20 protein-coding genes are annotated in these 24,998 nt (G+C 66.3%); 7 read left to right on the top strand and 13 right to left on the bottom strand.

Annotation, left to right across the window (positions count from 1 at the left end):
- Positions 1 to 136: 136 nt before the first annotated feature.
- The 4 genes from QX073_RS33225 to QX073_RS33210 form a co-directional block, all read right to left on the bottom strand.
- A complete protein-coding gene (locus QX073_RS33225) occupies positions 137 to 958 on the bottom strand; it encodes a thioesterase family protein (RefSeq protein WP_316227029.1) in 822 nt (273 codons plus the stop codon).
- Positions 948 to 1,307, bottom strand: a complete 360-nt coding sequence (locus tag QX073_RS33220) for a hypothetical protein (RefSeq protein ID WP_315752228.1) — start codon at positions 1,305 to 1,307, stop codon at positions 948 to 950. The genes QX073_RS33225 and QX073_RS33220 overlap by 11 nt, the downstream gene beginning before the upstream one ends.
- 126 nt (positions 1,308 to 1,433) lie before the next feature.
- Positions 1,434 to 3,941 carry a glycogen/starch/alpha-glucan phosphorylase gene (locus QX073_RS33215; RefSeq protein ID WP_316227028.1) on the bottom strand — a complete coding sequence of 836 codons (2,508 nt, stop codon included), beginning with the start codon at positions 3,939 to 3,941 and terminating at the stop codon, positions 1,434 to 1,436.
- 218 nt (positions 3,942 to 4,159) lie between these two features.
- Positions 4,160 to 4,408 (bottom strand): hypothetical protein, encoded by a 249-nt coding sequence (locus QX073_RS33210; protein ID WP_315752226.1) that lies wholly within the window; start codon positions 4,406 to 4,408, stop codon positions 4,160 to 4,162.
- Between the two features lie 138 nt (positions 4,409 to 4,546).
- On the opposite strand from QX073_RS33210, the gene QX073_RS33205 reads away from it, so the two are divergent.
- The gene (locus QX073_RS33205; RefSeq protein WP_316193312.1) at positions 4,547 to 4,978 is read left to right on the top strand and encodes a hypothetical protein; all 432 of its coding nucleotides are present in this window, start codon (positions 4,547 to 4,549) and stop codon (positions 4,976 to 4,978) included.
- A gap of 95 nt (positions 4,979 to 5,073) precedes the next feature.
- Here the strand turns inward: QX073_RS33205 and QX073_RS33200 are convergent, their stop codons facing one another.
- Together QX073_RS33200 and pyrE are read right to left on the bottom strand one after the other, a co-directional pair.
- Positions 5,074 to 5,895: a DUF2865 domain-containing protein gene (locus QX073_RS33200; RefSeq protein WP_315752225.1), complete on the bottom strand. Its 822-nt coding sequence runs from the start codon at positions 5,893 to 5,895 to the stop codon at positions 5,074 to 5,076.
- Positions 5,896 to 6,083: 188 nt separating this feature from the next.
- The gene (gene pyrE / locus QX073_RS33195) at positions 6,084 to 6,641 is read right to left on the bottom strand and encodes an orotate phosphoribosyltransferase (RefSeq protein WP_316227027.1); all 558 of its coding nucleotides are present in this window, start codon (positions 6,639 to 6,641) and stop codon (positions 6,084 to 6,086) included.
- Between the two features lie 168 nt (positions 6,642 to 6,809).
- On the opposite strand from pyrE, the gene QX073_RS33190 reads away from it, so the two are divergent.
- Positions 6,810 to 7,436 (top strand): glutathione S-transferase family protein, encoded by a 627-nt coding sequence (locus QX073_RS33190; protein WP_315715332.1) that lies wholly within the window; start codon positions 6,810 to 6,812, stop codon positions 7,434 to 7,436.
- A 129-nt stretch (positions 7,437 to 7,565) separates the two neighbouring features.
- On the opposite strand, the gene QX073_RS33185 is transcribed toward QX073_RS33190, so the two are convergent.
- The 4 genes from QX073_RS33185 to QX073_RS33170 all read right to left on the bottom strand — a co-directional run bounded on the left by QX073_RS33185 (position 7,566) and on the right by QX073_RS33170 (position 14,482).
- The gene (locus QX073_RS33185) at positions 7,566 to 8,201 is read right to left on the bottom strand and encodes a LysE family translocator (RefSeq protein WP_316193313.1); all 636 of its coding nucleotides are present in this window, start codon (positions 8,199 to 8,201) and stop codon (positions 7,566 to 7,568) included.
- 84 nt (positions 8,202 to 8,285) lie between these two features.
- Positions 8,286 to 9,485, bottom strand: a complete 1,200-nt coding sequence (locus QX073_RS33180; protein ID WP_316192243.1) for a glycosyltransferase family 87 protein — start codon at positions 9,483 to 9,485, stop codon at positions 8,286 to 8,288.
- A gap of 1,004 nt (positions 9,486 to 10,489) precedes the next feature.
- On the bottom strand, positions 10,490 to 13,558 hold the full coding sequence (polA, locus tag QX073_RS33175; RefSeq protein WP_316200363.1) for a DNA polymerase I: 3,069 nt from the start codon (positions 13,556 to 13,558) through the stop codon (positions 10,490 to 10,492).
- Between the two features lie 72 nt (positions 13,559 to 13,630).
- On the bottom strand, positions 13,631 to 14,482 hold the full coding sequence (locus QX073_RS33170; RefSeq protein ID WP_316192246.1) for a LysR family transcriptional regulator: 852 nt from the start codon (positions 14,480 to 14,482) through the stop codon (positions 13,631 to 13,633).
- Between the two features lie 99 nt (positions 14,483 to 14,581).
- On the opposite strand from QX073_RS33170, the gene QX073_RS33165 reads away from it, so the two are divergent.
- The gene (locus tag QX073_RS33165) at positions 14,582 to 15,550 is read left to right on the top strand and encodes a quinone oxidoreductase (RefSeq protein ID WP_316192248.1); all 969 of its coding nucleotides are present in this window, start codon (positions 14,582 to 14,584) and stop codon (positions 15,548 to 15,550) included.
- Between the two features lie 8 nt (positions 15,551 to 15,558).
- Here the strand turns inward: QX073_RS33165 and QX073_RS33160 are convergent, their stop codons facing one another.
- Positions 15,559 to 16,611: an acyltransferase family protein gene (locus QX073_RS33160; protein ID WP_316192250.1), complete on the bottom strand. Its 1,053-nt coding sequence runs from the start codon at positions 16,609 to 16,611 to the stop codon at positions 15,559 to 15,561.
- 151 nt (positions 16,612 to 16,762) lie between these two features.
- Between QX073_RS33160 and QX073_RS33155 the strand changes: the two genes are divergently transcribed.
- The 4 genes from QX073_RS33155 to QX073_RS33140 all read left to right on the top strand — a co-directional run bounded on the left by QX073_RS33155 (position 16,763) and on the right by QX073_RS33140 (position 23,059).
- Positions 16,763 to 18,082: a UDP-glucose/GDP-mannose dehydrogenase family protein gene (locus QX073_RS33155; protein WP_315715339.1), complete on the top strand. Its 1,320-nt coding sequence runs from the start codon at positions 16,763 to 16,765 to the stop codon at positions 18,080 to 18,082.
- Between the two features lie 116 nt (positions 18,083 to 18,198).
- Positions 18,199 to 20,673 (top strand): ATP-dependent helicase HrpB, encoded by a 2,475-nt coding sequence (gene hrpB, locus QX073_RS33150; RefSeq protein ID WP_316227036.1) that lies wholly within the window; start codon positions 18,199 to 18,201, stop codon positions 20,671 to 20,673.
- Between the two features lie 161 nt (positions 20,674 to 20,834).
- Positions 20,835 to 21,335, top strand: a complete 501-nt coding sequence (locus QX073_RS33145) for a TIGR02281 family clan AA aspartic protease (RefSeq protein ID WP_315799204.1) — start codon at positions 20,835 to 20,837, stop codon at positions 21,333 to 21,335.
- A 224-nt stretch (positions 21,336 to 21,559) separates the two neighbouring features.
- Positions 21,560 to 23,059, top strand: coding sequence for a phosphomannomutase/phosphoglucomutase (locus QX073_RS33140; RefSeq protein WP_316227026.1), 1,500 nt, complete (start codon positions 21,560 to 21,562; stop codon positions 23,057 to 23,059).
- Positions 23,060 to 23,122: 63 nt separating this feature from the next.
- Here the strand turns inward: QX073_RS33140 and QX073_RS33135 are convergent, their stop codons facing one another.
- Positions 23,123 to 24,589: a methyl-accepting chemotaxis protein gene (locus QX073_RS33135; RefSeq protein WP_315825863.1), complete on the bottom strand. Its 1,467-nt coding sequence runs from the start codon at positions 24,587 to 24,589 to the stop codon at positions 23,123 to 23,125.
- A gap of 20 nt (positions 24,590 to 24,609) precedes the next feature.
- Positions 24,610 to 24,939 carry a hypothetical protein gene (locus tag QX073_RS33130; protein WP_316227025.1) on the bottom strand — a complete coding sequence of 110 codons (330 nt, stop codon included), beginning with the start codon at positions 24,937 to 24,939 and terminating at the stop codon, positions 24,610 to 24,612.
- Positions 24,940 to 24,998 lie beyond the last annotated feature (59 nt).

Genomic DNA, 24,998 nt, shown 5'->3' with positions numbered 1-24,998 from the left:
CGCGTTGCGGCTGACCCCACATTTTCCCGCTCCGCCCCGTTCAATGCACGAGAGGCGCGAGCTCAAGCCATACCCACAGCTGTCGTCCCGGCTCAAGGCCGGGACGACGCCGTTTTCTTGGCTTGCGTCCCGGCCCTCACGCCTTGAAATACGCAATCTGCGTCGTCGTCGCGAGCAGCCGGCCGGACGGCGACCACAGCTCGCCATGCTGGTCCTGATAGCTGCGGTTGAAAATCTTGGCGTCGGCGGTCGCGAGCACATGCGTGATGTCCTCGGCCGCGAGCTCGTCCCGGCTGACGTGGAAATAGGTCGTCAGCGACACCGTGCCGAACGGCACCAGCTCGCCGCGGGCGTGGAAGACGCGGCCGAAGAAGGCGTCCGACATCGACAGCACCGACAGGCAGTCGAGCTTGCGCGGCTTGCGGTCGGAGATCCAGAGCCGGGAATAGCTGCTGTGCGGCTCCCCCGACGACGATGCGCCAAACGCTGGACGGCCCTCGATGAAGCGGAAATCGTACTGCTTGGTCCAGGACATGTTCGTGTCGGGATGTCGCTTGACCTGATCGAACGGCGGCGCCTCGGGCTTTGTGGCCGGCTGATGCGACCAGGACAGCCGGCGCTCGGCGAACACGGCGGTGGCGAGCGTCGCCGCGTCAGTGTCGCCCTGGCTCAGCTCGACGCACCAATGCTGCGAGGAGCGGTTGGCCTTCACCAGCCGCACGTCGAGATCGAACGGCCCTTCCGCGATCGGCGCGCAATAGTTCACCGTTATCGCCAGCGGATCGCCCTGAATTTGCGGATGCTGGATCAACGCGCGCAGCACGGTCGCCGCCGTGACGCCGCCAAACGGGCCGACGAACGCCCAGTAGTCCGGGCTGGTCCGTCCCTGCCAGCGGCTGTCGCCGGCGGTGACGCGGGTGGCCTCGTCGAACAGGTGTCTCGTGCTTTCAGGAGGCATGGTTCGTCTGCACCTCGACTGGCGTGCCGTCCCACCGCCGAAATTCAATGGTTTCGGTCGGTTCGCCGTATTGCTGATAGCTTGCAAGATCATCGGATGGATCATCCGAGATCCAGGCGTCTGTGATGTTGCCGCCGATACGCCGGACCGTGATGACGCTGATATTCGTCATGAGGTCAGTCACCAGGCGCTCGGTGGCTTCGGCCTCACTCAATCCGGACAGGTCCGCCAGGATGCTGCCGTGGGTATGCCAGGGGCAGCCATCGAACCCCATGGTCAGATCGCCGTCGGGGCAGATGACCAGAAACTTCAGCTGGCCGTCGGGGCTGACATATTCGCGCTCTTGCATCGACGGTGACTACTCTCGATCTCTGCCGTCATTGCGAGGAGCCCTTGCGACGAAGCAATCCAGTGTTCTTGTTCGGCCCTGGATTGCCTCGCTTCGCTCGCAATGACGACGGGTAGGTCTCACCGCTCACGCCCGCTGCGCTTGCACCGGCGCCATCGCCAGCCCGACCGGCACGTTCCAGATGTCGTCGGCATATTCGCGGATGGTGCGGTCGGAGGAGAACCAGGCCATGCGCGCGACGTTGAGGATCGAGGCGCGGGTCCAGGCCGGCACGGTCTGCCAGCGTGCATCGATGCCGCGCTGGGCCTCGTAGTAGGAATCGAAATCGGCCGAAGCCATGTAGTGGTCGAGATGGCGCAGCGCATGGGCGATCGGCTCGAACCGGCCGGGTTCGTCTGGCGAGAACGCACCGGTCGCGATCGCATCGATCGCGCGCGCCAGCCGCGGTGACCGGTGGATCACGTCGGACGCGTCCAGTCCCTGCTTGCGGCGGAGCATGACTTCGTCGGCCTCCATGCCGAAGATCGCGATGTTGTCGGCGCCGACATTGTCGCGGATCTCGATATTGGCGCCGTCCAGCGTGCCGATGGTAAGGGCGCCGTTCAGCGCCAGCTTCATGTTGCCGGTGCCGGACGCCTCCATGCCGGCGGTCGAGATCTGCTCGGACAGGTCGGCCGCAGGAATGATCGTTTCCGCCAGGCTGACATTGTAGTCGGCCATGAACACGACCTTCAGCTTGCCGCCGATCGCGGGATCGTTATTGACGACCTCCGCGACGTCGTTGATCAGCTTGATGATCAGCTTGGCATAGCGGTAGCTCGCCGCCGCCTTGCCGGCGAAGATTTTCACCCGCGGCACCCAGTTGGCTTGCGGGTCGTCCTTGATGTCCAGATACAGCGCCACCGCTTCGAGGATGTTCAGGAGCTGGCGCTTGTATTCGTGGATGCGCTTGATCTGCACGTCGAACAGCGCGCCCGGATCGAGGCGCACGTTCATGCGCTCGCCGATCAGACGCGCCAGCTGCACCTTGTTGTGGTGCTTCACCGCGCGGAACTTCTGGTGGAAGCCGGCGTCGGCGACGTAGCTCTCGAGGCTCGAGAGCAAGGTCGGATCGTCGACGACGGCGTCGCCGCAGGCCTCGCGCAAGAGGTTCGTCAGCTTGGGATTGGCCAGCATCAGCCAGCGGCGGAAAGTGATGCCGTTGGTCTTGTTGGTGATGCGGCCGGGATAGAGATGATTGAGATCGTGGAACACGGTCTCCTTCATCAGGTCGGAATGCATCGCCGAGACGCCGTTGATGCGGTGCGATCCGACGAAGGCGAGCTGGCCCATGCGCACGCGGCGGCCGCTCTTCTCGTCGATCAGGGACACCGAGGCGCGGTAGTCGATGTCACCCGGTGCGCGCTGCTCGGCGAGCGCGAGATGCTGCGCATTGATGCGATAGATGATCTCGAGATGGCGCGGCAGCAGCCGCTCGAACAGCTCGACCGGCCAGGTCTCGAGCGCTTCGGGCAGCAGCGTGTGGTTGGTATAGGACAAGGTCGCGATGGTGATCTTCCACGCCTCGTCCCAGCGGAAATTGTGCAGGTCGACCAGGATCCGCATCAGCTCGGCCACGGCGAGCGAGGGGTGCGTGTCGTTGAGCTGCACCGCGGCCTTCTGCGCCAGGCTGCGCAACTGGCCGTCGGAGCCGAGATGGCGCTTGACGAGATCTTGCAGCGAAGCCGAGACGAAGAAATATTCCTGGCGCAGCCGCAGCTCGCGTCCCGCCGGGCTCTCGTCGTTCGGATACAGGAACTTGCAGATCGCCTCGGCGCGCGCTTCTTCCGCCGAGGCGCCGAGATAGTCGCCGGAGTTGAACACGTCGAGCTTCAGCGGATCGGGCGAGCGCGCCGACCATAGCCTGAGCGCATTCACGTGCTGGCCGCGCCAGCCGACGATCGGCGTGTCATAGGCCACCGCCTGCACGGTCTCGCCGGGATGCCAGATCGCGCGGGCCCGGCCCTTGTCGTCGATGTGCTCGACGCCGCCGCCGAAATGAACGTGATAGACCACCTCGGGGCGCTGGAACTCCCAGGGATTGCCGAACGACAGCCAGACGTCGGGATATTCGTGCTGCCAGCCGTCGACGATGACCTGGCGGAACAGGCCGAAATCATAGCGGATGCCGTAGCCGATCGCCGGGATCTGCAAGGTCGACATGCTTTCCATGAAGCAGGCCGCAAGCCGGCCGAGGCCGCCATTGCCGAGCGCGGCATCCGGCTCGCATTTGCGCAGGTCCATCAGGCCGACGCCGAGATCGCCGAGCGCGGTCTCGAACACCTTCATCAGGCCCATGTTGTTGAGCGCGTCGGTGAACAGGCGGCCGATCAGGAATTCGAGGCTGAGATAGTAGACCCGCTTGCGCCCGGCGTCGTAGCTCTCCTTGTCCGCGGTCAGCCAGCGATGCACGATGCGGTCGCGCAAGGTCAGCGCCGCGGCGTGGTACCAGTCCTGCGGCGTCGCCTGGCTCGCCTCCTTGCCGATGGCGAGGCGAAGCTTGGCCAGGATGTCGCTCTTGATCTCCGCGACCGCCAATTCGTCGACGGGCTGGCCGGTGCTTACGAAGCTGCGCTGGGACGGCTGATCTGTCACCTTGGAAACCTGTGATGCTACGAGGAACCGGTAAAAGCATACGATGGTTGCGCGCGGTCCGAAACCCGGGGAAAGGCTGGTCCGCACAGCAAGGTGATGGAAAATGATGCAAAAACGGGGCCGGAGTTCCGGGGGCGGAACGCGCCAGGATGGTGCAGGTGCGTCGTGGAGTTGAGGGCTCTCCCCATCGTCATCCCGGCGAAAGCCGGGATCCAGACTCACGTTGTGAGGCGAGCGACGAACATCTGCTCGATCCGACGGCGCCAATCCGGCTCGTATTCCGCGTTCATGCCTTCGGCCCGCAGCACGGCCGCGGCGAACGCCTGCGGAGAGGGCGGTTGGCCGTCCAGCATCAGGTCGTCCGCGGTGAGGCGGCTGCAAAAGCCCCAGTCCACGCATAGGTCGCGCAGCAGCCAGTCGAGACGCTTGCGCAGGGCTGCATCGGTTTCGGTGTTGGAATTCTCCATGAGAGCGGCGCGCCTCCTTTGAGAAGGGATGGACAATCGGCTAGGAACAAATTAAGAACAATTTAGCAAGCGATCGTTTATCCTGACAGCGATTCGATCCGCCAGCCCCCGGCATCAGTGCATCCCGCGAGGACACCCATGTCCAATATCGCCTTCGATCCCCTGGCCCTGACCCGCATTGCCGATTTTGCGCGCAGCCTGACGCGGCTGCACAAGACGGCTCGCCGGCGGGCGGTGGACGACGACCAGATCGACCGCGCCTTCAACGCCGTCTGCATGTCGGTCTGGGGCTACACCACCGACGACATTTCCGACGATCTGTTCTCGGCCACCGACCACACCTTCCTCGATGGCCTCGACGAGGCGCGGGCGCGCATCTTCGCCGCCGAGCAGGGCTACGACCTGGTCGACGACGAGGGCATGCTGACCGATTGGTGGGGCTTCTGCTGGATGATCCTGGCCGAGAAACGCGGCCTGCTGACGCCGGACAACCGCGCCGCCGCGCGGGCGGCGATCGAGGAGAAATATCTGGAAGCGCCGAACGTCATCGGCGTGATCGTCGCGCGCTAGGTCAGCATTCCGTCATTGCGAGCGCTGCGAAGCAATCCAGGGTGGTGTGCGGGACTCTGGATTGCTTCGCTGCGCTCGCAATGACGAGTCCGGGCTCAATCCACATCCGCGCGCTTGGCGCGGCCGGTGGCCGGCTTCGGCGCGATCGTCAGCGGCGGCGCGACGCTGACATTGCTGGCGCTGGCCTCCGGCGGCGGCATCGCGGCGAGCGCATCGGCCGCCAGCATCTCGGCGCGCACCGGTGCGACCTTCATCTCGCTCAGCTTGGCCCGCATGTCCGAGTTCAGCCCGGGATAGGAGGCGACCGGCTTGAAATCGGCCGGCTGGCCGCCGCTGCCGCGCGTGCCCGAATAGGCGACGAGGCCGTCGCTGGTGGCGACGACGTCGCCGGGGCGCAGCGAGGTGTCGAGCGACAGGTCGACCGGCGCCAGCCCGGCCGGATCGCGGCCGTTGCAGGTGCAGTCGGCGCGCAGCGCCTGGCGATAGGCGAACGCGTTCTCGCTGTCGGCATAGCGCTCGCCGTTCGCCGCCGTGGCGTAGTCGATGTTGGAGCCGAAATAGATCCTGGTCGGGCTGGCCGGGCAGAACGCCTGGCACATCTGGGCCGGCGAGGCGAGGCCCCGCGTCAACGGAAAATAGCGGCCGTCGCAGGTGCGCACGCAGAACGCCGCGCCCGATCCGCCGCTCGCGGTGCGCGGCTGGGCGGGGGCCTGCGGGTTGGTGCCGAACGGATCGGCGAAGAAGCCGCCTTGCGCCGGCCGCTGCGATTGCGGCTTGTTGAAGCCGCCGAACAGGAAGTCGAACAGGCCCTGGGCCGACGCCATTCGCGGCGCCAGCGCGCCGGCCGCGACGAGGCCGACCGTCGCCGCGACAGCGACGTGGCGGGACCTCCGCCGAAACGACAACACGCTACGCAACGCCCGCTCCATCGCCAGGATCTTCACCGCAAAGCCACGCCGTGACGCGGCAACCCGCGTCGCTCGATCATGTGCGATCGAACGCGCCTTGCCCAAGGCATGGCGCCATCAGCTTTGCGGTAACCTTAACGGGCGTTGGTAAATGAGCGGTATGCGCGGGTCGCGAATTGCGCCGCGCGCCAGGCGCCTCAGAGGAATTCGTGCGCCTTGTAGAGCGCCCGGAACGGCAGGCCGGCCTGGGCGAAGGTCTCGGCGGCGCCTTCCTCGCGGTCGACCATGGTGAACACCAGCGCCACCTCGGCGCCGGCCTCGCGCAGGGTTTCCACCGCCTTCATCGCCGAGCCGCCGGTGGTGGTGACGTCCTCGACCACGACGATGCGTTTTCCCGCCAGGGTCTCGTCGCGGGTCAGGCCTTCGATCGCGAGCCTGGCGCCGTGCTCCTTCGGCTTCTTGCGGACGAAGAAGGCCGCGATCGGATGGCCCTTGATCCAGGAGATCTGGGCGATCGCGCCGGCGAGCGGCACCGCGCCCATCTCCAGGCCGCCGATATAATCGAAGCCCTCGTCCTTCAGCGCCTCATAGGTGAGCTCGGCGAGCAAGGTGGCGCCCTCCGGGTCCATCATGGTCGGCTTCAGGTTGAAATAGAAACCGCTCTTGCGGCCGGAGGCCAGCGTGACCTCGCCACGGCCGAACGAGCGCCTGCGGATGATCTCGAGGAGGCGGGCGCGGGAGGCGGATTTGGACACGGCGTTTCCCCTGAGGGTGGATTCTTGGGTGGCGCAATCTATCGGGGGCGGGCGGCGGAGACCAGCCGCCACGATGTCCCATCAACAACGGTACGTTTGAAGCCGGATGCAGTTTCGAGCTAATGGGAGCCCGCGACCAAGCAAGGACGGTTGGGAAGGATGCCCCGCATGACGATCGAGCTGTACACCTGGAACACCCCAAACGGGCGCAAAATCTCGGTCGCGCTGGAGGAGATGGGGCTGCCCTACCGCGTCGTTCCGGTCGACATCACCAAGGGCGCCCAGATGGCGCCGGAATTCCTGGCGATCAGCCCCAACAACAAGATCCCGGCGATCGTCGATCCCGACGGCCCCGACGGCAAGCCGGTCAGCGTGTTCGAATCCGGCGCCATCCTGCTCTACCTGGCTGAGAAGACCGGCCAGTTCCTGCCGAAATCCCTCGCCGAGCGGATCCCGGTCTATGAATGGCTGATGTGGCAGATGGGCGGTTTCGGCCCGATGCCCGGCCAGGTGCACCATTTCATCGCGCTGACCAACGAACAGGACCGTGCCTACGGGCTCAAGCGCTACATGGCCGAGACGGTCCGGCTCTATGGCGTGCTCGACCGCCGGCTGGCGCAGCACGAGTTCGTCGCAGGCGCTCTCTCGATCGCCGACTTCGCCATCGTCGGCTGGGCCTGGCGCCACCCGCGCCACAAGGTGGATCTCGCCGACTTTCCGAACGTCAAGCGCTGGTACGATACCCTGATGGCCCGCCCCGCCGTGAAGCGCGGCATGGAAGCGAAGCTGGACTGAGAAGCTCATCGGCCGTTCCTTGCCGACGATGACTTCCGAGATCTTTCCGCACGCGCGGTGCCCCCTTTCCCGCTCTCGTCCGCCTTTGCCGAGAGGCTTCGGCGGACAAGGCGGGGGAGCCGATGGAAATCACCCCCGCCGCGCCTCCAGCGCCATGCGCACCGCAAGTCCCGCGAGCACCGTGCCCATCAGATAGCGCTGCACGAGCGCCCAGCTCGGCCGTGTCGCCAGGAACAGGGCAATCGATCCTGCCGCCATGGCGATCATGGCGTTGACGCTGACGCTGATCACGATCTGGATCGCGCCGAGCACCACCGACTGCGTCAGTACGCTGCCGACAGCGGGATCGATGAACTGCGGCAGCAGCGCCAGATACAGCATCGCGATCTTCGGGTTCAGCAGATTGGTGGCGAGCCCCATCAGGAACAGCCGGCGTGGGCTGTCGATGGCGAGCGTCCTCACCTGGAAGGGCGAGCGTCCACCCGGCTTCACCGCCTGCCACGCCAGATAGAGCAGGTAGGCAGCGCCGGCGAGGCGCAGCGCGTCATAGGCGAACGGCACGGCAAACAGCAGCGCCGTGATGCCGAACGCCGCCGCCAGCATGTAGACCAGAAAGCCGACGGCAACGCCGCCGAGCGAGACCAGGCCCGCGACGTGACCCTGCGTGATCGCGCGCGAGATCAGATAGATCATGTTCGGCCCTGGTGTCAGCACCATGCCGAGCGAGACGAGGGCGAAAGCGAGCAGGGATGATGCGGGGGGCATGACCGGCGTGACGATGGGGATCTCCTCCGCCTGCTTAGCGCAGCCGATCGCCGATCGTCATCCGGTCAATTGCACCGAGAACAATCAACCCGCGGCGGGCGGCGTCATGTTCAATGCAGGCGCGCTCCGGCCGGAGCGGTCGAACACACCGGCGATGCTCAACGCCAGCAGGACCAGCAGAATGGCCGCCGCGAACGGCACGGAGTGCCCGATCATGGCGAGCAGGCAGGCTCCCAGCGCGATCACGAGGCCGATCTCCAGCGGCGCGATCGGCTCGCCGGCGTCGCTCCGCGCCTTCCAGTGGATCGCAATCCCCGCCGCCACCATCGGCATGTCGTAGATCATCGCATAGGGCGTGGCGATGATGCTGCCGACCGCGACCAGCGCGATCGCCTGCTGCGTTGAGCCGCGTCGCCAGGCATCCCAGACCATCACGACGATGGAGCAGGACAACAGGAGCTGAACCAAGTAGCCGATCGGCGGCGGCGCGCCGAGCGCGTGCAAGCCAGCGATGACCGTCGGCATCATGTGATTGAGGCTGACCTGGTTGGCCTGCAATTGCGCCTGATAGCTCGGAAATTTCACGATCCATTCGAGCCAGATCCACGCATCGAGCGCAGCGCTGGTGACGACCGCGACGATCACGGTCGTGGCGATGGCCGAGAGGATGGCGCGCCAGTTGCGTGACGCCAGCAGCACGACCGGCATCAGCAGCACGAATTGTGGCTTGTAGGCGAGCAGGCCGAGCAGCGTGCCGGCAACGATCGGGTGGCGCGCGAGCAGGCGCAATCCGCCGATCAGCAAGGCAGCCGACAGGAAACCGTTCTGGCCGGTGATCGCGTTGATGAGCGTGGTTGGCGCCGCGAGCAGCGCCAGAGAGGTTAACGAGCGCCAATCGCGCTCCAGCGTCGCCAGGCCATAAAGCGCGAAGGTGACCGAGATCCAGCAGACATAGGCAACCGGCAGCGCCAGCATGCCCAGGGGTATCAGCACCAGCAGGAAGGTCGGCGGATAGGGATAGGGAAAGCCGCCGCCGCCCAGCGTCGGATCCAGCGTCTGCTGATAGCGCGCGAGCGCAACCGGATCGTAGATGCCGGCGCCGGACAGCGCGGCAAATCTGCCGAACGACCATAGCCCGAAGAAGTCGCCAAACGCCGGCTGCGGCGACGACAGCGCCCAGCCGACGAGATAGGCGCCGTTGTAGAGCGCCATCGCGACCAGCAGGATCAGCGCGGCGCGCCGGTCGCGCGTCTTGGGGTGAGCTGCGGATGAGGTCGCGGTCATGGAGCTCTTCGTTCGCGCCCTCGGCGCAGTCGTGGCATGGGGATGATCGGAGCTGTCAGCGATCGCTCGCGTGCGGTGCCTCTCCAACCTTGCCAGGGTGCGCTGCACGTCGTGTTACCGTCCGTCCATCCGGCCAGGCGCGATCTCATCGTGCCTAACGAGGGGTAAAATCGCCGCGTTCCGAGTGACCGTGAACAGGGGACGGCGTCATCGCTCGGCATCGGGCAACGCGCTCGTCAAGATTTGTATTGCTATTTTTCCGAAATCGTGCTCTATTCAGCGCATCCCGTCCTCATGCAGAGGGGCGTACGCGTCGTCACGATACGTTGAGGCGGGGAGCGGTGGCCGCGGGCCTGTCAGGTGCTGATGCGCTGGACGATTGGCAGCTCGCGGACGTTCAAGCCGTGTGGTCCTGGCGCCCCGAAGCTGGCGCCAAGCCTGCGTGACATCACGTGTCGCGCTGGTGACGGGGGCAAACAAGCCGGTCCCCGGGGAGAGCTCGGAGCAGACGTTAAGCCCATCGCGCAGGGAGGGCCGGGTCTGTCCGGCTGAACCTGTGGTACCTGCCGCCTGCATTCTTTTGAGCAGGCGGGCCACGGGCCTCAGCCGAGGCCCGGCCTTCCCTGCGCCCTCTGCAAAATTCAGAGGGCGAACGACATGCATCCCTCGAGCAAATCATGCTGCGAGAAGGCTGAGGCATGTCTACGGCTCGCGTTGCAGCCAATGATCATCGTATTGGGGAGCATCAAACGGATGCGTATGAGGGCTGCGTTGCGAGGCACGCTGCCCACCCTCCCCTGGAGGGGGAGGGTCGCCTCTCACGAGCGCAGCGAATGGGAGGCGGGGTGGGGTGATCTCTCCACAGGCGCCAGCGCCCGCGGCTCACCCCACCCCGCTCGCCCGCTTTGCGTGCGATCGACCCTCCCCCTCCAGGGGAGGGTGGCATCTCGCTCGTGACGGATTTCGGCGCTCGCGATGACGAGGCAGAGATCACCGCGATCAGCTCAATGCGCCTCATCCCAGTTATCAGCCGCGCGGGCGTCGACATGTAGCGGCACCGAGAGCAGCACCGCCGGGAAGGGGGCGTCCTGCATGACGTGCTGCACCACCGGCAAGGTCGCGGCGACCTCGTCGTTCGGTACCTCGAAGATCAGTTCGTCATGCACCTGCAGCAGCATCTGAGCCGACAGCTTCTTTTGCGCCAGGGCCTCCTCGACGCGGATCATGGCGCGCCGAATGATGTCGGCCGCGGTGCCCTGCAGCCGCGCATTGATCGCGGCGCGCTCGTTGAAGGCGCGCACCGAGGCGTTGGAGGCCTTGATCTCGGGGTAATGGCACTTGCGGCCGAACAACGTGGTGACATAGCCGTGCTTGCGGCAGAACTCCTTGGTCGCGTCCATGTAGTCGCGAATGCCGGGGAAGCGCTCGAAATAGCGCTTGATGTAGGCCGAGGCCTCCTCGCGGGCGATGCCGAGCTGGTTGGCGAGGCCGAACGCGGAGATGCCGTAGATGATGCCGAAATTGATCGCCTTGGCGCGGCGGCGCACCTCGCTCGGCATGTCCTTGATCGGCACGCCGAACATCTCGGATGCCGTCATCGCGTGGATGTCGAGCCCGTCCTTGAACGCCTGCTTCAGCACGGGGATGTCGGCGATCTCCGCGAGCAGCCGCAACTCGATCTGCGAGTAGTCGGCCGACACCAGCTTATGGCCCGGCGTCGCGATGAAGGCGCGGCGGATCTTGCGGCCATCTTCGGTCCGCACCGGGATGTTCTGCAGATTCGGCTCGTTCGACGACAGCCGGCCGGTGGTGGTCGCCGCCAGCGCGTAAGTGGTGTGCACGCGATGCGTCTGCGGGTTGACATAGGTCGGCAGCGCATCGGTATAGGTCGATTTCAGCTTCGAGACCTGGCGCCATTCCAGGATCTTGCGCGCGAAATCGTTGCCCTGCTCGGCGAGGTCATCGAGGATGGAGGCAGAGGTCGACCAGGCGCCGGTCTTGGTCTTGGTGCCGCCCGACAGGCCCATCTTGCCGAACAGGATGTCGCCGATCTGCTTCGGGCTGCCGACATTGATCGGCTCGCCGGCCAGCTCCTGCAACTCGGCCTCGACGCGCGCCGCGGTCTGGGCGAAGTCGCCGGACAGGCGCGACAGCACCTGGCGGTCGATCGAGATGCCGCGCCGCTCCATGCGCGCCAGCACCGACACCAGCGGCCGCTCCAGGGTCTCGTAGACCGCGGTCATGCGCTCCGCCGTGAGGCGCGGCTTCAGCACGCGCCAGACCCGATGGATGACATCGGCGGCTTCCGCGGAATGCGCGGTCGCGCGATCGATGGCGACCTGCTCGAAGGTCAGCTTGTTCCGGCCGCTCCCGATCAGCTCACCTTCACTGATCATGGCGTGTCCGAGCACGTGCTCGGACAGCGAGTCGAGCTTCTGCGATCCACGTCCGGCGTCCAGCGCGTAGCTCATCAGCTGCACGTCGTCGGTGTTGGTCAGGGTGATGCCGGCCTGCGCCAGCATCACGGCCGTGAACTTGATGTTGAAGCCGATCTTGAGCAGGCCGGCCGATTCCAGGATGGGCGTCAGGGCAGCGAGCGCCTCGCTGTCCCTGATCTGGCCAGGTGCGAGCCCGGCATCGAACAGGCCGCCGCCATCGCCGGCCTGGCGATGCGCCAGCGGGATGTAGCAGGCGTCGTTCGGCGCCAGCGCCAACGCGATGCCGCACAGGCTGGCCTGCATCGGATCGATCGAGCTGGCTTTGACGTCGATGGTGACCCGACCGAAGTCATGGACGCGGGCGAGCCACGCATTCAGCTCCGATACGGTGCGCACGGTCTGATATTTATCGCGATCGATCCGCGCGCTCTTGGCCGCCTCGGCCCTGGACTCGGCGAGGCTGGCGGGTGTGCCTTTGCTCATCGCCGACTTGTCGGTGCGCGGGTCACCGCCTCTAGAGCTCCCTCCCCCCTTGGCTGGGGAAGGGGGGGCTGCGGCGGCACCGTTCGTGGGGCGCCCCCCTCCCTGACCCTCCCCCACAAGGGGGGAGGAAACAGAGGCAGCAGTGCCCGCACCACTCTTCAACTGTTCATCCGCCGACACGTCGGCCGGATCGATGTGCGAATACTCGGCGACGCGGCGCGTCAGCGTGGTGAACTCCATCGCCTTGAGGAAGGCGATCAGCTTGCGCGGATCGGGCTCGTGCACCGCGAGGTCGTCGAGTGGCACATCGAGCACGACCTTGTCGTCGAGCAGCACCAACTGGCGCGAGATCCGCGCCTTCTCGGCGTTCTCGATCAGCGCCTCGCGCCGCTTCGGCTGCTTGATCTCGCTTGCGCGCGTCAGCAGGCCTTCGAGATCGCCATAGTCGGTGATCAACTGCGCGGCGGTCTTGATGCCGATGCCGGGCACGCCCGGCACGTTGTCGGTGGAATCGCCGGCCAGCGCCTGCACCTCGACCACCTTCTCCGGCGGCACGCCGAACTTCTCGATCACCTCGGCGACCCCGATGCGCCGGTCCTTCATCGTGTCGTACATCGTGACGCAGTCGTTGACGAGCTGCATCAAATCCTTGTCCGAGGACACGATGGTGGTGGTGGCGCCGCGCTCGCAGGCAAGCCGCGCATAAGTCGCGATCAGGTCGTCCGCCTCGAAGCCCGATTGCTCCAGGCACGGCAGGTCGAAGGCGCGGACGGCCTCGCGGATCAGCGCGAATTGCGGGATCAGGTCGTCGGGCGCCGGCGGCCGGTGCGCCTTGTAGTCGGCGTAGATCTTGTTGCGGAACGTGACCTCGGACTTGTCGAACACGATGGCCAGATGCGTCGGTCGGTCGGTCTCGGGCATGTCGCGCAGCAGCTTCCACAGCATGTTGCAGAAGCCGAGCACGGCATTGACCTGCAGCCCGTCGGACTTGCGGTTGAGCGGCGGCAGCGCGTGATAGGCGCGGAAGATGTAGGACGAGCCGTCGACCAGGAACACATGGTCGCCGTTGGCCGCGCCCTTCGCCAAATTCTTGGCGGCGGCAGGCACAGGGGCGGCGGGCGTGGCGGCGGCTTTCTGGGGAGCTTTGGGCATGGCCGCAATGTAGGGATTTTCGCTCGCATTGACAGCCGTGACGACGCCATGCGCACCGGATTTTTCCGCCCCTCAGTCCGGTCGGACGCAGCGGGTCAGGAACTCCATGACGGCGCGAATGAGGGGCGTGCGCCTGAGGTCGCGATGAACGATGAGCCAGATGTCCCTGCTGATGGCCGCGCCGGCTTCGAAGCGGGTGAGGTCGGGATCATGATCGCCGACAAAATGCGGCAGGGCGGCGAGCCCCAGCCCTGCGCGCGCCGCTGCGGCCTGGCTCTCGAGATCGCTGCTCCGAAACACGATCGGGCGCTGCCCGGCGACCGCCTTCAGCCATTGCTGCTGGGGTGCCGAGTCCATGCTGGCATCATAGGCGATGAATCCGAGCGCATGCTGCGGCGTCTCCTTGAGATAGTGCGGCGCGCCGTAGAGGTTGAAGCCGAAGCGGCCGATCTTGCGTGCGATCAGGCCGGGCTCGTCGGGACGGGACAGTCGCAGAGCGATGTCGGCTTCCCGTCGGTTGAGCGAGGCGCTGCGCTTCTCGCCGATCAGCTTGATGATGATGGCGGGATGCCGCCGGTGCAGCTCGACCAGCCGTGGCGCGATCAGCCTGTTGGCGAGCGTCGGCGGCGCGCTGACCGAGACCTCACCGGCCAGACCGGGACGCGATGCGACCACGGCGCGCTCGATCGCGAACGCGGCCTGCTCCATCGGGCCGGCGGCCGCGGCGAGGCGGCGGCCGTCCTCGGTCAGCTCATAGGCCCGCGCTCGGCGGTCGACCAGCTTCAGCCCGGTGGCCCGTTCCAGGGCCGCGACCCGGCGGGCCACCGTGACATGATCGACGCCGAGACCACGTGCGGCGGCCGACAGCGTGCCCTCGCGGGCCAGGGTCACGAAGTGGTGAAGGTCGGTCCAGTCGATCCGCATGTTCGAATATTCACAATAGGGGAGCCAAATTGGGCAATTCCGCAGAATGCCAACGCTGACCACACTGTCCGGATCAAGGCAAGATGTGTGGAGACGGGCATGGTTGCTATCGTTCGACTGAAGGCACCGGGTGGCGCGGAGAATCTGGTGCTGGAGAATGTTGAGCTGCCGGCGCCGTGCGCCAACGAGATCCGGCTGCGCCACACCGCGATCGGCGTGAACTTCATCGATATCTATCAGCGCAGCGGCCTCTATCCGCTGCCCGATGGAATTCCTGGGGTCGAAGGGGCGGGGATCGTGACGGCGAAAGGCGCGGACGTGACAGAGTTGTCCGTCGGCGACCGCGTCGCCTATGCCGGCGCCCCGGTCGGCGCCTATGCCTCGGAGCGAAATCTGCCCGCCTGGCGCGCGATGCCGCTGCCCGACGCCGTGTCTGAAGCGAGCGCTGCGTCGACCCTGCTGAAAGGCATCACCGCGGCGATGCTGCTCAATCGTACCTATGCCGTCGGAGCCGGAACGACGCTGTTGGTGCACAGTGCCGCCGGCGGGCTCGGCCAGGTGCTGACGCGAATGGCTCGGCTGCGCGGCGCGACCGTCATCGGCACGGTGAGCTCGGAGGCCAAGGCGGAGCTCGCGCGTGCCGCTGGCGCGCGCCATCTGATCGTCGGCCGGGATGCTGACTTCGTCGATGCCGTGAAGCGATTGACCGACGGGCGCGGCGTCGACGTCGCCTATGATGGCGTCGGCGGCAAGACGCTTGCGCGGACGCTCGCCTGCGTCAGGCCGTTCGGGACGGTCGCCAGCATCGGTCAGTCCGGCGGTCCAATTCCAAGCCTTGCCGTCGAGGAGCTAGGGCCGCGCCGCAGCCTGTCGCTGGCACGCCCGAGCGTGATGGCCCATGTCAACGATGTCGCCGACTATCGCAGGGATGCAGCGACGGTTCTCGCCGCGCTCGCCGATGGCGATCTCGTCGGCCACGGCACCGCGTATCCGCTGGCGCGGGTCGTCGAGGCCCATATCGATCTGGAGAGCGGCCGCAGCCGTGGCGCGCTGCTTCTGGTGCCCTGACGGTGACGCTACTCCGCCGGCTGCAACACGGCTTTCGGCTTCGGCGGCGCGATCCAGAACGCGATCGGGCGCTCGAACAGGAAGCGTGCGCCGAGGCGCAGCGCGAGGCGCCAGATCGCGAGCGCGCCGAGCACGCCGGCGACGGTCACGAGCAGGGAGATCGTGCCGATGTCGGCGATGGCGCCCGTCTTCAGCAACAAGGTGCGCGTCGCCGCCATCGGCAGGAAGAAGGCGAGATAGATCACGATCGAATGCTCGCCGCAGAACCGCAATGCGTTGAGGAGCTGCGCGCGCGCCAGCAGCGTGCCGGCGATGATGATGGCGACGGCGCCGGCATAGCCGAGCATGAGGGAGACAGCCGGCCATTCGCTGACACCGAGGTTCACCAGCGACTGGTTGATCACCGCCCAGGCGAGCAGGCTGACGATGGCGAGCATCGGCTGCGCCCGCGCGCGATCCGACAGCGCGAAGATGGCAGGCGCGAACAGATAGCCCGAATAGATGTAGACGAAGCGGGCGCAGAATTCGTCGATCACGGTCCAGCCGGTGACGATGTGCGCCATTTCGAGGCCGGCCGCGACGCCCCAGATCACCGGCGCCGGCAGCTTTCGTGTCAGTTTGATGACGACGAAGAAGATCGGCAGCAGATAGATGAACCACAGCGTGCCGAACGGCTCGATGAAGGATTCCAGGTACAGGTAGCCGGCGTGCGGCCAGCCGGACGCGGCGGCGAAGCCGGGCGCCTTGAAGCCGAACTGGATGGTCACCCACAGCACGTAGAAGTAGGCGAAATGCACCACCTTGCGGTCGAGATAGGTACGCCAGTCCCGGTCGATCACCAGTGGCAGAAACAGGCCGGAAATCAGGAAGAAGTCGGGCATCCGGAACGGCTTGGCGAAGGCGACGACGGCGTGCATGAAGCCGGTCTCGCCGGCGGCGAGCTCGACGCCGAGCACCGAGTGCATCATCACCACCATGATGATGCAGATACCCTTGGCGTAGTCCACCCAGTCGATGCGCGTCTCGGTTCCGGCCGTTTTCGGCGTACCATTCGCGGTCATGCTGTCCCTCTTTGGCGCGGAGCTGCCGCATTGTCGGGCAGAGCCGTTAATACTCCTCCTTGTCATCCAAACGTCATGCCGTTTTCTAAATTCCCCTTGAACCGCAAATGGTTTAAGACGCGAAAGTATTAACCTTGAAGGATGGGTTTCGATGCGAATTGCGATGATCGGCACGGGCTATGTGGGTCTGGTGTCCGGTGCCTGCTTCGCCGATTTCGGCCACCAGGTGACCTGCGTGGACAAGGATGAGAGCAAGATCGCCGCGCTGCATCGCGGAGAAATCCCGATCTTCGAGCCCGGCCTGGATGCGCTGGTCGCGGCCAACGTCAAGGCCAAGCGGCTCGATTTCACCACGGACCTCAAGCAGCCGGTCGCGGAGGCCGACGCCGTTTTCATCGCGGTTGGTACGCCGTCGCGGCGCGGCGACGGACACGCCGACCTCACCTACGTCTATGCCGCCGCGCGCGAGATCGCGGCCTCGCTCACCGGCTTCACCGTGGTTGTGACGAAGTCGACGGTGCCGGTCGGCACCGGCGACGAGGTCGAGCGCATCATCCGCGAGACCAATCCGACGGCCGATGTCGTCGTCGCCTCCAATCCGGAATTTCTGCGCGAGGGTGCTGCGATCCGCGATTTCAAATGGCCGGATCGCATCGTCGTCGGCACCGCGGACGAGCGCGGCCGCAAGGTGCTCGGCGACATCTATCGCCCGCTGTCGTTGAACCAGGCGCCGATGATGTACACCGAGCGCCGCACCGCCGAGCTGATCAAATACGCCGCCAATGCGTTCCTCGCCACCAAGATCACCTTCATCAACGAGGTCGCCGATCTCGCCGAGAAGGTCGGCGCCGACGTGCAGGAGGTGGCGCGCGGCATCGGTCTCGACAACCGCATCGGCTCCAAGTTCCTGCATGCCGGTCCGGGCTTCGGCGGTTCGTGCTTCCCGAAGGACACGCGTGCGCTGATCAAGATCGCACAGGACTACGACACGCAGCTGCGCATCGTCGAATCGGTGCTGGCGGTGAACGACAACCGCAAGCGCGCGATGGCGCGCAAGGTGGCGCATGCCGTCGGCGGCAATCTGCGCGGCAAGACGGTCGCGGTGCTCGGCCTCACCTTCAAGCCGGAGACCGACGACATGCGCGAGGCACCGTCGATCCCGCTGGTGACCGGTCTGCTCGACATGGGCGCCAAGGTCCGCGCGCATGATCCCGTCGGCATCGAGCAGGCCAAGAAGGAGCTGCCGGAGATCGCCTACTACGACGATCCCTATGAGTGCGCGACCGGCGCCGATGCGATCGTGCTGGTCACCGAATGGGTGCAGTACCGCGCCATGGATCTCGATCGCCTCAAGGAGGTGATGGCGCATCCGGTCGTCGTCGATTTGCGCAATGTCTACCGCCCCGACGAGATGGCCGCCCACGGCTTCGTCTACGAGAGCATCGGCAGGCCATCGGTGAAGGGCGGTTGACATGGCATTGTCATACCCCGCGCAGGCGGGGTATCCAGTACGCCCGATCTTCGTGATCCGCGAGATTTGCGCTTACTGGATCACCCGCCTTCGCGGGTGATGACGGGTTGCTGCTATTGCCCCTCCGCTTCGACACACCGCTGCCCATCGATGCCGTGCTGGACGATCTGTCCGGCACGCTCGAACGCAGCAACACCGCCGTGCTGGTGGCGCCGCCCGGCGCCGGCAAGACCACGCGGGTGCCGCTGGCCTTGCGTGATGCAGTCTGGGTTGGGGACAAGAAGATCATCGTGCTGGAGCCGCGCCGGATCGCGGCCCGCGCCTCGGCCGAGCGAATGGCGAAGTCGCTCGGCGAGCGCGTAGGCGACACCGTCGGCTACCGCGTGCGCTTCGGCTCGAAGATCTCGCGCGCGACCCGCATCGAGGTCGTCACCGAGGGCATCTTCACCCGGCAGATCCTCGATGATCCCGAACTGACCGGCGTCGCTGCCGTGCTGTTCGACGAATTCCACGAGCGCTCGCTCGATGCCGATCTCGGCCTCGCTTTGGCGCGCGATGCGCAGCAGGGGCTGCGCGAGGATCTCCGTATCCTCGTGATGTCGGCGACGCTCGACGGCGCCCGCGTCGCCAGACTGCTCGGCGATGCGCCGGTGGTCGAGAGCGAGGGCCGCGCCTATCCGGTCGAGACCCGCTATGTCGGCCGCAAGCCGGATGCGCCGGTCGAGCGCCAGATGGCCGAGACCATCGCCAGCGCGCTGCGCGCCGATGCCGGCTCCGTGCTGGCGTTCCTGCCGGGCGCGGCCGAGATCCGGCGTACCCAGACCATGCTCGCCGAGCGCGTTCATGATGCCAGCGTTGAGATCGTGCCGCTGTTCGGCGCACTCGATTCCGCCGTCCAGGACCGCGCCATCTCGCCCGCCCCGAAAGGGCAGCGCAAGGTGGTGCTGGCGACCTCGATTGCCGAGACCTCGCTGACCATCGAAGGCGTCCGCATCGTGGTCGATTCCGGTCTCGCCCGGGTGCCGCGCTACGAGCCGGACATCGGCCTCACCAGGCTGGAGACGGTGCGGGCTTCGCGCGCCGCTGTCGATCAGCGCCGCGGCCGCGCCGGCCGCACCGAGCCTGGCGTCTGCTACCGGCTATGGGACGAGCCGCAGACGGCCTCGCTGGCGGCCTATACGCAGCCGGAAATCCTCAGCGCCGACCTGTCCTCGCTGGTGCTCGACCTGGCGCAATGGGGTGTCAATGACCCCTCCGCGCTGAGCTTCCTCGATCCGCCGCCACAACCGGCTTGGAAGGAGGCAAGGGACCTGCTGCGCGAGCTCGATGCGCTCGATGCCGATGGCAGGCTGACCGACGAGGGCCGGCGGCTGCGGGCGCTGGCGCTGCCGCCGCGGCTGGCGCGGATGATCGTCGATGCCGCCGACCACGGCGCGGCGGCGCAGGCCGCCGACATCGCCGCCATCCTGACCGAGCGCGGGCTGGGCGGCGACAGCGTTGATCTCGAGGTGCGGCTCGATCAGTTCCGCCGCGACCGCTCGCCGCGCGCGCAAAGTGCCCGCGACCTTGCGCGGCGGTGGGCGCAGCAGGTGTCGTCCGCGTCCGCCCGCGCCGGAGACGCGGACATCTCCACCGGCCTGATGCTCGCCTTCGCCTTTCCCGACCGGGTCGCGCGCAATCGCGGCAATGGCAGCTTCGTGCTCGCCAATGGCCGCGGCGCCGCCGTCGACCCCGCCTCGTCGCTGGCGCGCGTGCCGTATATCGCGGTCGGTGAGCTGACGGGAACGGCGGCCAGCGGCCGCATCCTGCTGGCGGCGCCGCTGGCGATCGAGGATATAGAGCGGCATTTTGCTGCACATATCGAAGCGAGAGACGAGGTCAGCTTCGATCAAAACGCGATGGCGTTGCGGGCGCGCCGCCGGCGCAAGCTGCATGCGATCACCATGGCGGATGCGCCAGTCGCGCTGACGCCGTCGGAGGAGACCGCGCGCATCTTCGCGGAAGGGATCTGCGCGGCCGGGCTCGACCGGCTGCCCTGGTCGAAGGCCGCCAGGCAGTGGCGTGACCGCGTCACCTTCCTGCGCAAGGCGGAAGGCGACAGTTGGCCGGACCTGTCGGAGGCGGGCCTGGCCGAGCGGCGCGAGGACTGGCTGGTGCCGCTGCTCGCCGACAAGACCTCGCTCAAGGACATATCGCCCGGCGACGTCTCCGACGCCGTGATGGCGCTGCTGCCCTGGGATCTCCGCGCCCGGCTCGACCGGGAGGCGCCGACGCATTTCGAGGCGCCGACCGGCACCATGCTGGCGATCGACTACGAGGCCGAGCAGGGGCCCACCATCGCGGTGCGGCTGCAGGAGCTGTTCGGCCTGAACGTCCATCCCTCGATCGCGCGCGGCGCGGTGCCCCTGGTGCTGGAGCTGCTGTCGCCGGCGCAGCGGCCGGTGCAGGTGACGCGCGATCTGCCCGGCTTCTGGCGCGGTTCCTATGCCGCGGTCCGCACCGACCTGCGCGGCCGCTATCCGCGCCATCCTTGGCCCGACGATCCGGCCCATGCCGAGCCGACCCGGCGGGCCAAGCCGCGGGGGACGTAGCTCATGCAAATTGTACCGCCGCCGTCGTTGTCGTTAACGCTTCACTCATCGTTTTCGCCAAAATGGCGGCGGCAGCCGGTCGCTCGCAGTCGCCCGTCAGCGGCTTTGATGGTCAAATCGGTTGCGGGGTAAAGTCGGGCGTTTGCGTCATGCGTAACATAATGATCTTCGCGGCCGTTCTCGTCGGTCTCGGCACCTTCATGGCGCAACTGGCCGATCGCCTGACCCCCGCGTCGGCATCCGCGACGCCGTCCGCGCGGGTTGCCACGGCGGAACCGTCTGCTGCGGGCCAGCGCAGCCTGAGCATTCCGACCGACCGCCGCGGTCACTTCCGCGCCGATGGCCGCATCGACGGTCAGCGCATCAGCTTCATGGTCGATACCGGCGCCTCGATGGTCGCGCTGAACGAGAGCTCGGCCGCCCGTTTCGGCCTGCGTCCGGCGCGCGGCGACTACACCGCCACCGTGACCACGGCGAACGGCACCGTGAAGGCCGCCCGGGCCAGGCTTGCGATGGTCGAGCTCGGCGAGCTCACCGTGCGTGACGTCGATGCCCTGGTGCTGCCCGATACGGCGCTGTCGGAGAATCTGCTCGGCCTGTCCTTCCTGTCCAAGCTGAAGCGTTTCGCCTACGCCAACGGCCAGATGGTGCTGGAGCAGTAGGCTGCACCGAAGCGGAATGTTGTTTCGCGCGTCACCGGCCCCCACATACCGGCAGGCAGGCCGATCCCGAGTCGCAGTCATTGAATAGTTCGTCGGGTGGCCTGCTCGAGCGGTCCTGCCCGATTGTTGCCTGCATTCCTCTGCCTTCTGACACTGTTGTCTGACGTCGTGCTAAGCACGAATGCCTTCTTCCATTGATGTGATATTGCCGAGGCCGTCTCCTGATGTTTCCGAAACCCAAGCCCGTCCTGGTTCCCAATACCTACGCCTTCGAATCCGAGCCGATGGTGAAGCCGACGGGCTTCCGCGAATATGACGCGCGTTGGCTGTTCAACAAGGAGATCAATCTGATGGGGGTGCAGGCGCTCGGCATGGGGCTGGGCGCGCTGATCGCCGAACGCGGCGTCAAGCAGGAGATCGTGACCGGGCACGATTTCCGCGGCTACTCCGCCTCGATCAAATACGCCCTGATCTCGGGCCTGATGGCCGCCGGCTGCAAGGTGCATGACATCGGCCTTGCCGTGACGCCGATGGCCTATTTCGCCCAGTTCGACCTCGACGTGCCCTGCGTCGCCATGGTGACCGCCTCGCACAACGACAACGGCTGGACCGGCGTGAAGATGGGGGCCAACCGCCCGCTCACCTTCGGCCCCGAAGAGATGACCCGGCTCAAGGAGATCGTGCTCGAGGCCGCGTTCAAGAATGGCAGCGGCGGCTCCTATCAGTTCCATGAGAATTATCCGGCGCGCTACATCGCCGACCTCACCAGCCGTCCCAAGCTGAAGCGCAGGCTGAAGGTGGTCGCGGCCTGCGGCAACGGCACCGCGGGCGCGTTCGCGCCGCAGGTGCTGGAGGCGATCGGCTGCGAGGTTGTCCCGCTCGACACCGAGCTCGATCACACCTTCCCGAAATACAATCCCAATCCCGAAGACATGGAGATGCTGCACGCCATCCGCGATGCCGTGCTCGCGCACGAGGCCGATGTCGGCCTCGGCTTCGATGGCGACGGCGATCGCTGCGGCGTGGTCGACAATACCGGCGAGGAGATCTTCGCCGACAAGGTCGGCGTGATGCTGGCGCGCGACATGTCGGCGATCCACAAGGACGCGCAGTTCGTCGTCGACGTGAAGTCAACCGGCCTGTTCATGACCGATCCGGTGCTGCAGGCGCAGGGCGCGAAGACCGCCTACTGGAAGACAGGCCATTCCTACATGAAGCGCCGCACCAACGAGCTCGGTGCGCTCGCCGGCTTCGAGAAGTCGGGGCACTTCTTCTTCAACCGCCCGTTCGGGCGAGGCTATGACGACGGTCTGGTCTCGGCGATCGCGATCTGCGATATGCTCGATCGGGCGCCGGGCAAGTCGATGGCCGACCTGAAGGACGCGCTGCCAAAGACCTGGTCGTCGCCGACCATGTCGCCGCATTGTGGCGACGAGGTCAAATACGGCGTCGCCGACGCTGTCGTGAAGCACTTCCAGGCGCTGCAGCAGAAGGGCGGCAAGGTGGCGGGGCAGAAGATCCGCGATCTCGTCACCGTCAACGGCGTCCGCGTCACCGTCGAGGACGGCAGCTGGGGTCTGGTGCGAGCGTCATCCAACAAGCCCGAGCTCGTGGTGGTGGTCGAAAGCCCGGTGTCCGAGCGGCGCATGCACGACATGTTCGAGGCGGTCAACGAGGTGCTGCGGACGCATCCCGAAGTCGGCGCCTACAACCAGACGATCTGAGGCCGCGCTGATGATGTCCCGCCAGGGCCGATGCTCGCGCTGATCCCATCCTACTCGATGGGATCAAGCGGCCCTCAGGGAGCTCAGGAACTGATCGACCTCGGATTTGAGCCGGGCCGATTGAGAGGTGAGTCCGGTCGCGGACTCCAGCAGGCGCGAGGCGGCGCTGCCGGTCTCGTCGGAGGCACGGGTCACGCTGCCCATGCTTTGGCTGACCAGCCGCGTGCCTTCTGCCGCCTGCTGCACGTTGCCGGAAATTTCTCCGGTGGCGAGGCCCTGCTGCTCGACCGCGGTGGCGATCTCCTTGGAGATGTCGTCGATCTCGGCAATCGTTCCCCCGATCGCCTGGATGGCGGAGACGGCGTCACCCGTTGCGCTCTGGATGCTCTGCACCTGGCTGGAAATTTCTTCGGTGGCCTTCGCGGTCTGGTTGGCGAGCGCCTTGACCTCGCTTGCCACGACGGCAAAGCCCTTGCCGTGCTCGCCGGCGCGCGCCGCCTCAATGGTGGCGTTCAGCGCCAGCAGGTTGGTCTGGCTGGCGATCGTCTGGATCAGCGTCACCACCTCGCCGATCTTCTGAGTGCCGGCAGCCAGGCTCGCGACCACGGTGTTGGTGCGGCGAGCTTCGTCCGCCGCTTTCGCGGCGATCTCCGCCGACCGCGTCACCTGCTGTGAGATACTGTTGATGGACGCAGTCAGCTCTTCCGTTGCGGCAGCGACCGTCTCGACATTGGTCGACGCCTGTTGCGAGGCGCCGGCCGCGGCCGACGTCTGGCGCGAGGACTCCGCGCTGCTCCGGCTCATCGACGAGGACAGGCTCTGCATCTCGTTGGCGGCGACGGCCACCGCCTCGACGATGCCGCCGATCTTGCGCTCGAAGCCTTCCGCAAGCTCGCGACGGGCAAGATCAGCCTGCTGCTTGACGCGTTGCTCGGCCTCGAACCGCTCGGCGGTGGCGCGCGCCTCGGCAGCGATCGCCGATTCGGCTTCCGCGGTCTTGCGCGCGCTGGTTTCGAACAACTGCGTCAGCTTGAGCGCAAGGGCGATGAGAACACCGGCCTCGATCAGCAGGATGACCGCATGCAGCACAACGCGGCCGAAATCAGCGCCGCCCGGGTAGATCGCTGCAGGAAAGACGAAGTTCAGGACCAGATGGTGAAGCGCGACGGCGACGGTGCCGGCCAGGATCGGCCGGTAGTCGCAATATGCGACCAGACAGGCGAGCGCGGCGAAAAAATACATGTGCATGTCGATCTGCCAGGCATGTCCGGACATCTGGTAGACAAGCACAGATACACCGCCCATGACGGCGACCGCGACCGTGAGCTGGGTCGACAAGGTGTCGCCGGCGCTGCGCCAGGAAAGGGTCGCCACCACCGCCATGACGACCATGAGCATGGTCGGCATCAGCCAGTCGCCGCGCGACAGCCCGATGATGAGGGAGAGCGGAACGTGAACCCAGAGTACCGCCAGCAGAAGCTTGCTGGTCGTGTGCCGGAGGGTTGCCAGATCGCTGGTCTCGACGTTCATTTCCGATTCCCCCAAAGAGATCATTTTGCAAGGCAGGCGGAGACCGCCTGCGGATCGATGATGAGCCAGGCTCCGGCCTCGCGCAGCCGCGCCGAGCCGTCGTGTTCGCCGGGACGAACGACCAGCAGCGATGAAATGGTCGTTGTGCGCACGAGCGCGGCGTCAGCCGAAGCCGCAGCGAGCATCGCGTGGTGCGCGCTCCACCAAGGTGGGAAAGCGACGGCCACGATTTCGCTCCCCGCGCGCACTTGGAGTGACAGCGCTGCGACCGCGACAAAGCTCGCGATCAGAAGCGCCGTGGCATTGAGCCACGGGCGCGAAGACTGAGGTATGGTTGCACCGGACGTCATCACATCCAAGAATAGAGGGATGGGAATAACTTCCGGTAAACGTTCGTTAGGGATGACGA

The sequence above is a fragment of the Bradyrhizobium sp. SZCCHNS3052 genome (genome assembly GCF_032484495.1).
GTDB lineage: Bacteria > Pseudomonadota > Alphaproteobacteria > Rhizobiales > Xanthobacteraceae > Bradyrhizobium.
The sequence above is the reverse complement of the archived record's forward strand: the minus strand, read 5'-3'. Positions and strand labels throughout refer to the sequence as shown.

Excerpts from the sequence above, each read along its gene's own strand:
- QX073_RS33135 (WP_315825863.1), bottom strand. The coding sequence starts at position 24,589 with ATGAACGTCGAGACCAGCGATCTGGCAACCCTCCGGCACACGACCAGC.
- QX073_RS33205 (WP_316193312.1), top strand. The coding sequence starts at position 4,547 with ATGTCCAATATCGCCTTCGATCCCCTGGCCCTGACCCGCATTGCCGAT.
- QX073_RS33155 (WP_315715339.1), top strand. The coding sequence starts at position 16,763 with ATGCGAATTGCGATGATCGGCACGGGCTATGTGGGTCTGGTGTCCGGT.
- QX073_RS33225 (WP_316227029.1), bottom strand. The coding sequence starts at position 958 with ATGCCTCCTGAAAGCACGAGACACCTGTTCGACGAGGCCACCCGCGTC.
- QX073_RS33170 (WP_316192246.1), bottom strand. The coding sequence starts at position 14,482 with ATGCGGATCGACTGGACCGACCTTCACCACTTCGTGACCCTGGCCCGC.
- QX073_RS33210 (WP_315752226.1), bottom strand. The coding sequence starts at position 4,408 with ATGGAGAATTCCAACACCGAAACCGATGCAGCCCTGCGCAAGCGTCTC.
- QX073_RS33160 (WP_316192250.1), bottom strand. The coding sequence starts at position 16,611 with ATGACCGCGAATGGTACGCCGAAAACGGCCGGAACCGAGACGCGCATC.
- QX073_RS33185 (WP_316193313.1), bottom strand. The coding sequence starts at position 8,201 with ATGCCCCCCGCATCATCCCTGCTCGCTTTCGCCCTCGTCTCGCTCGGC.
- QX073_RS33180 (WP_316192243.1), bottom strand. The coding sequence starts at position 9,485 with ATGACCGCGACCTCATCCGCAGCTCACCCCAAGACGCGCGACCGGCGC.
- QX073_RS33190 (WP_315715332.1), top strand. The coding sequence starts at position 6,810 with ATGACGATCGAGCTGTACACCTGGAACACCCCAAACGGGCGCAAAATC.
- QX073_RS33140 (WP_316227026.1), top strand. The coding sequence starts at position 21,560 with ATGTTTCCGAAACCCAAGCCCGTCCTGGTTCCCAATACCTACGCCTTC.
- QX073_RS33165 (WP_316192248.1), top strand. The coding sequence starts at position 14,582 with ATGGTTGCTATCGTTCGACTGAAGGCACCGGGTGGCGCGGAGAATCTG.
- polA (WP_316200363.1), bottom strand. The coding sequence starts at position 13,558 with ATGCCCAAAGCTCCCCAGAAAGCCGCCGCCACGCCCGCCGCCCCTGTG.
- QX073_RS33220 (WP_315752228.1), bottom strand. The coding sequence starts at position 1,307 with ATGCAAGAGCGCGAATATGTCAGCCCCGACGGCCAGCTGAAGTTTCTG.
- QX073_RS33145 (WP_315799204.1), top strand. The coding sequence starts at position 20,835 with ATGATCTTCGCGGCCGTTCTCGTCGGTCTCGGCACCTTCATGGCGCAA.
- QX073_RS33130 (WP_316227025.1), bottom strand. The coding sequence starts at position 24,939 with ATGACGTCCGGTGCAACCATACCTCAGTCTTCGCGCCCGTGGCTCAAT.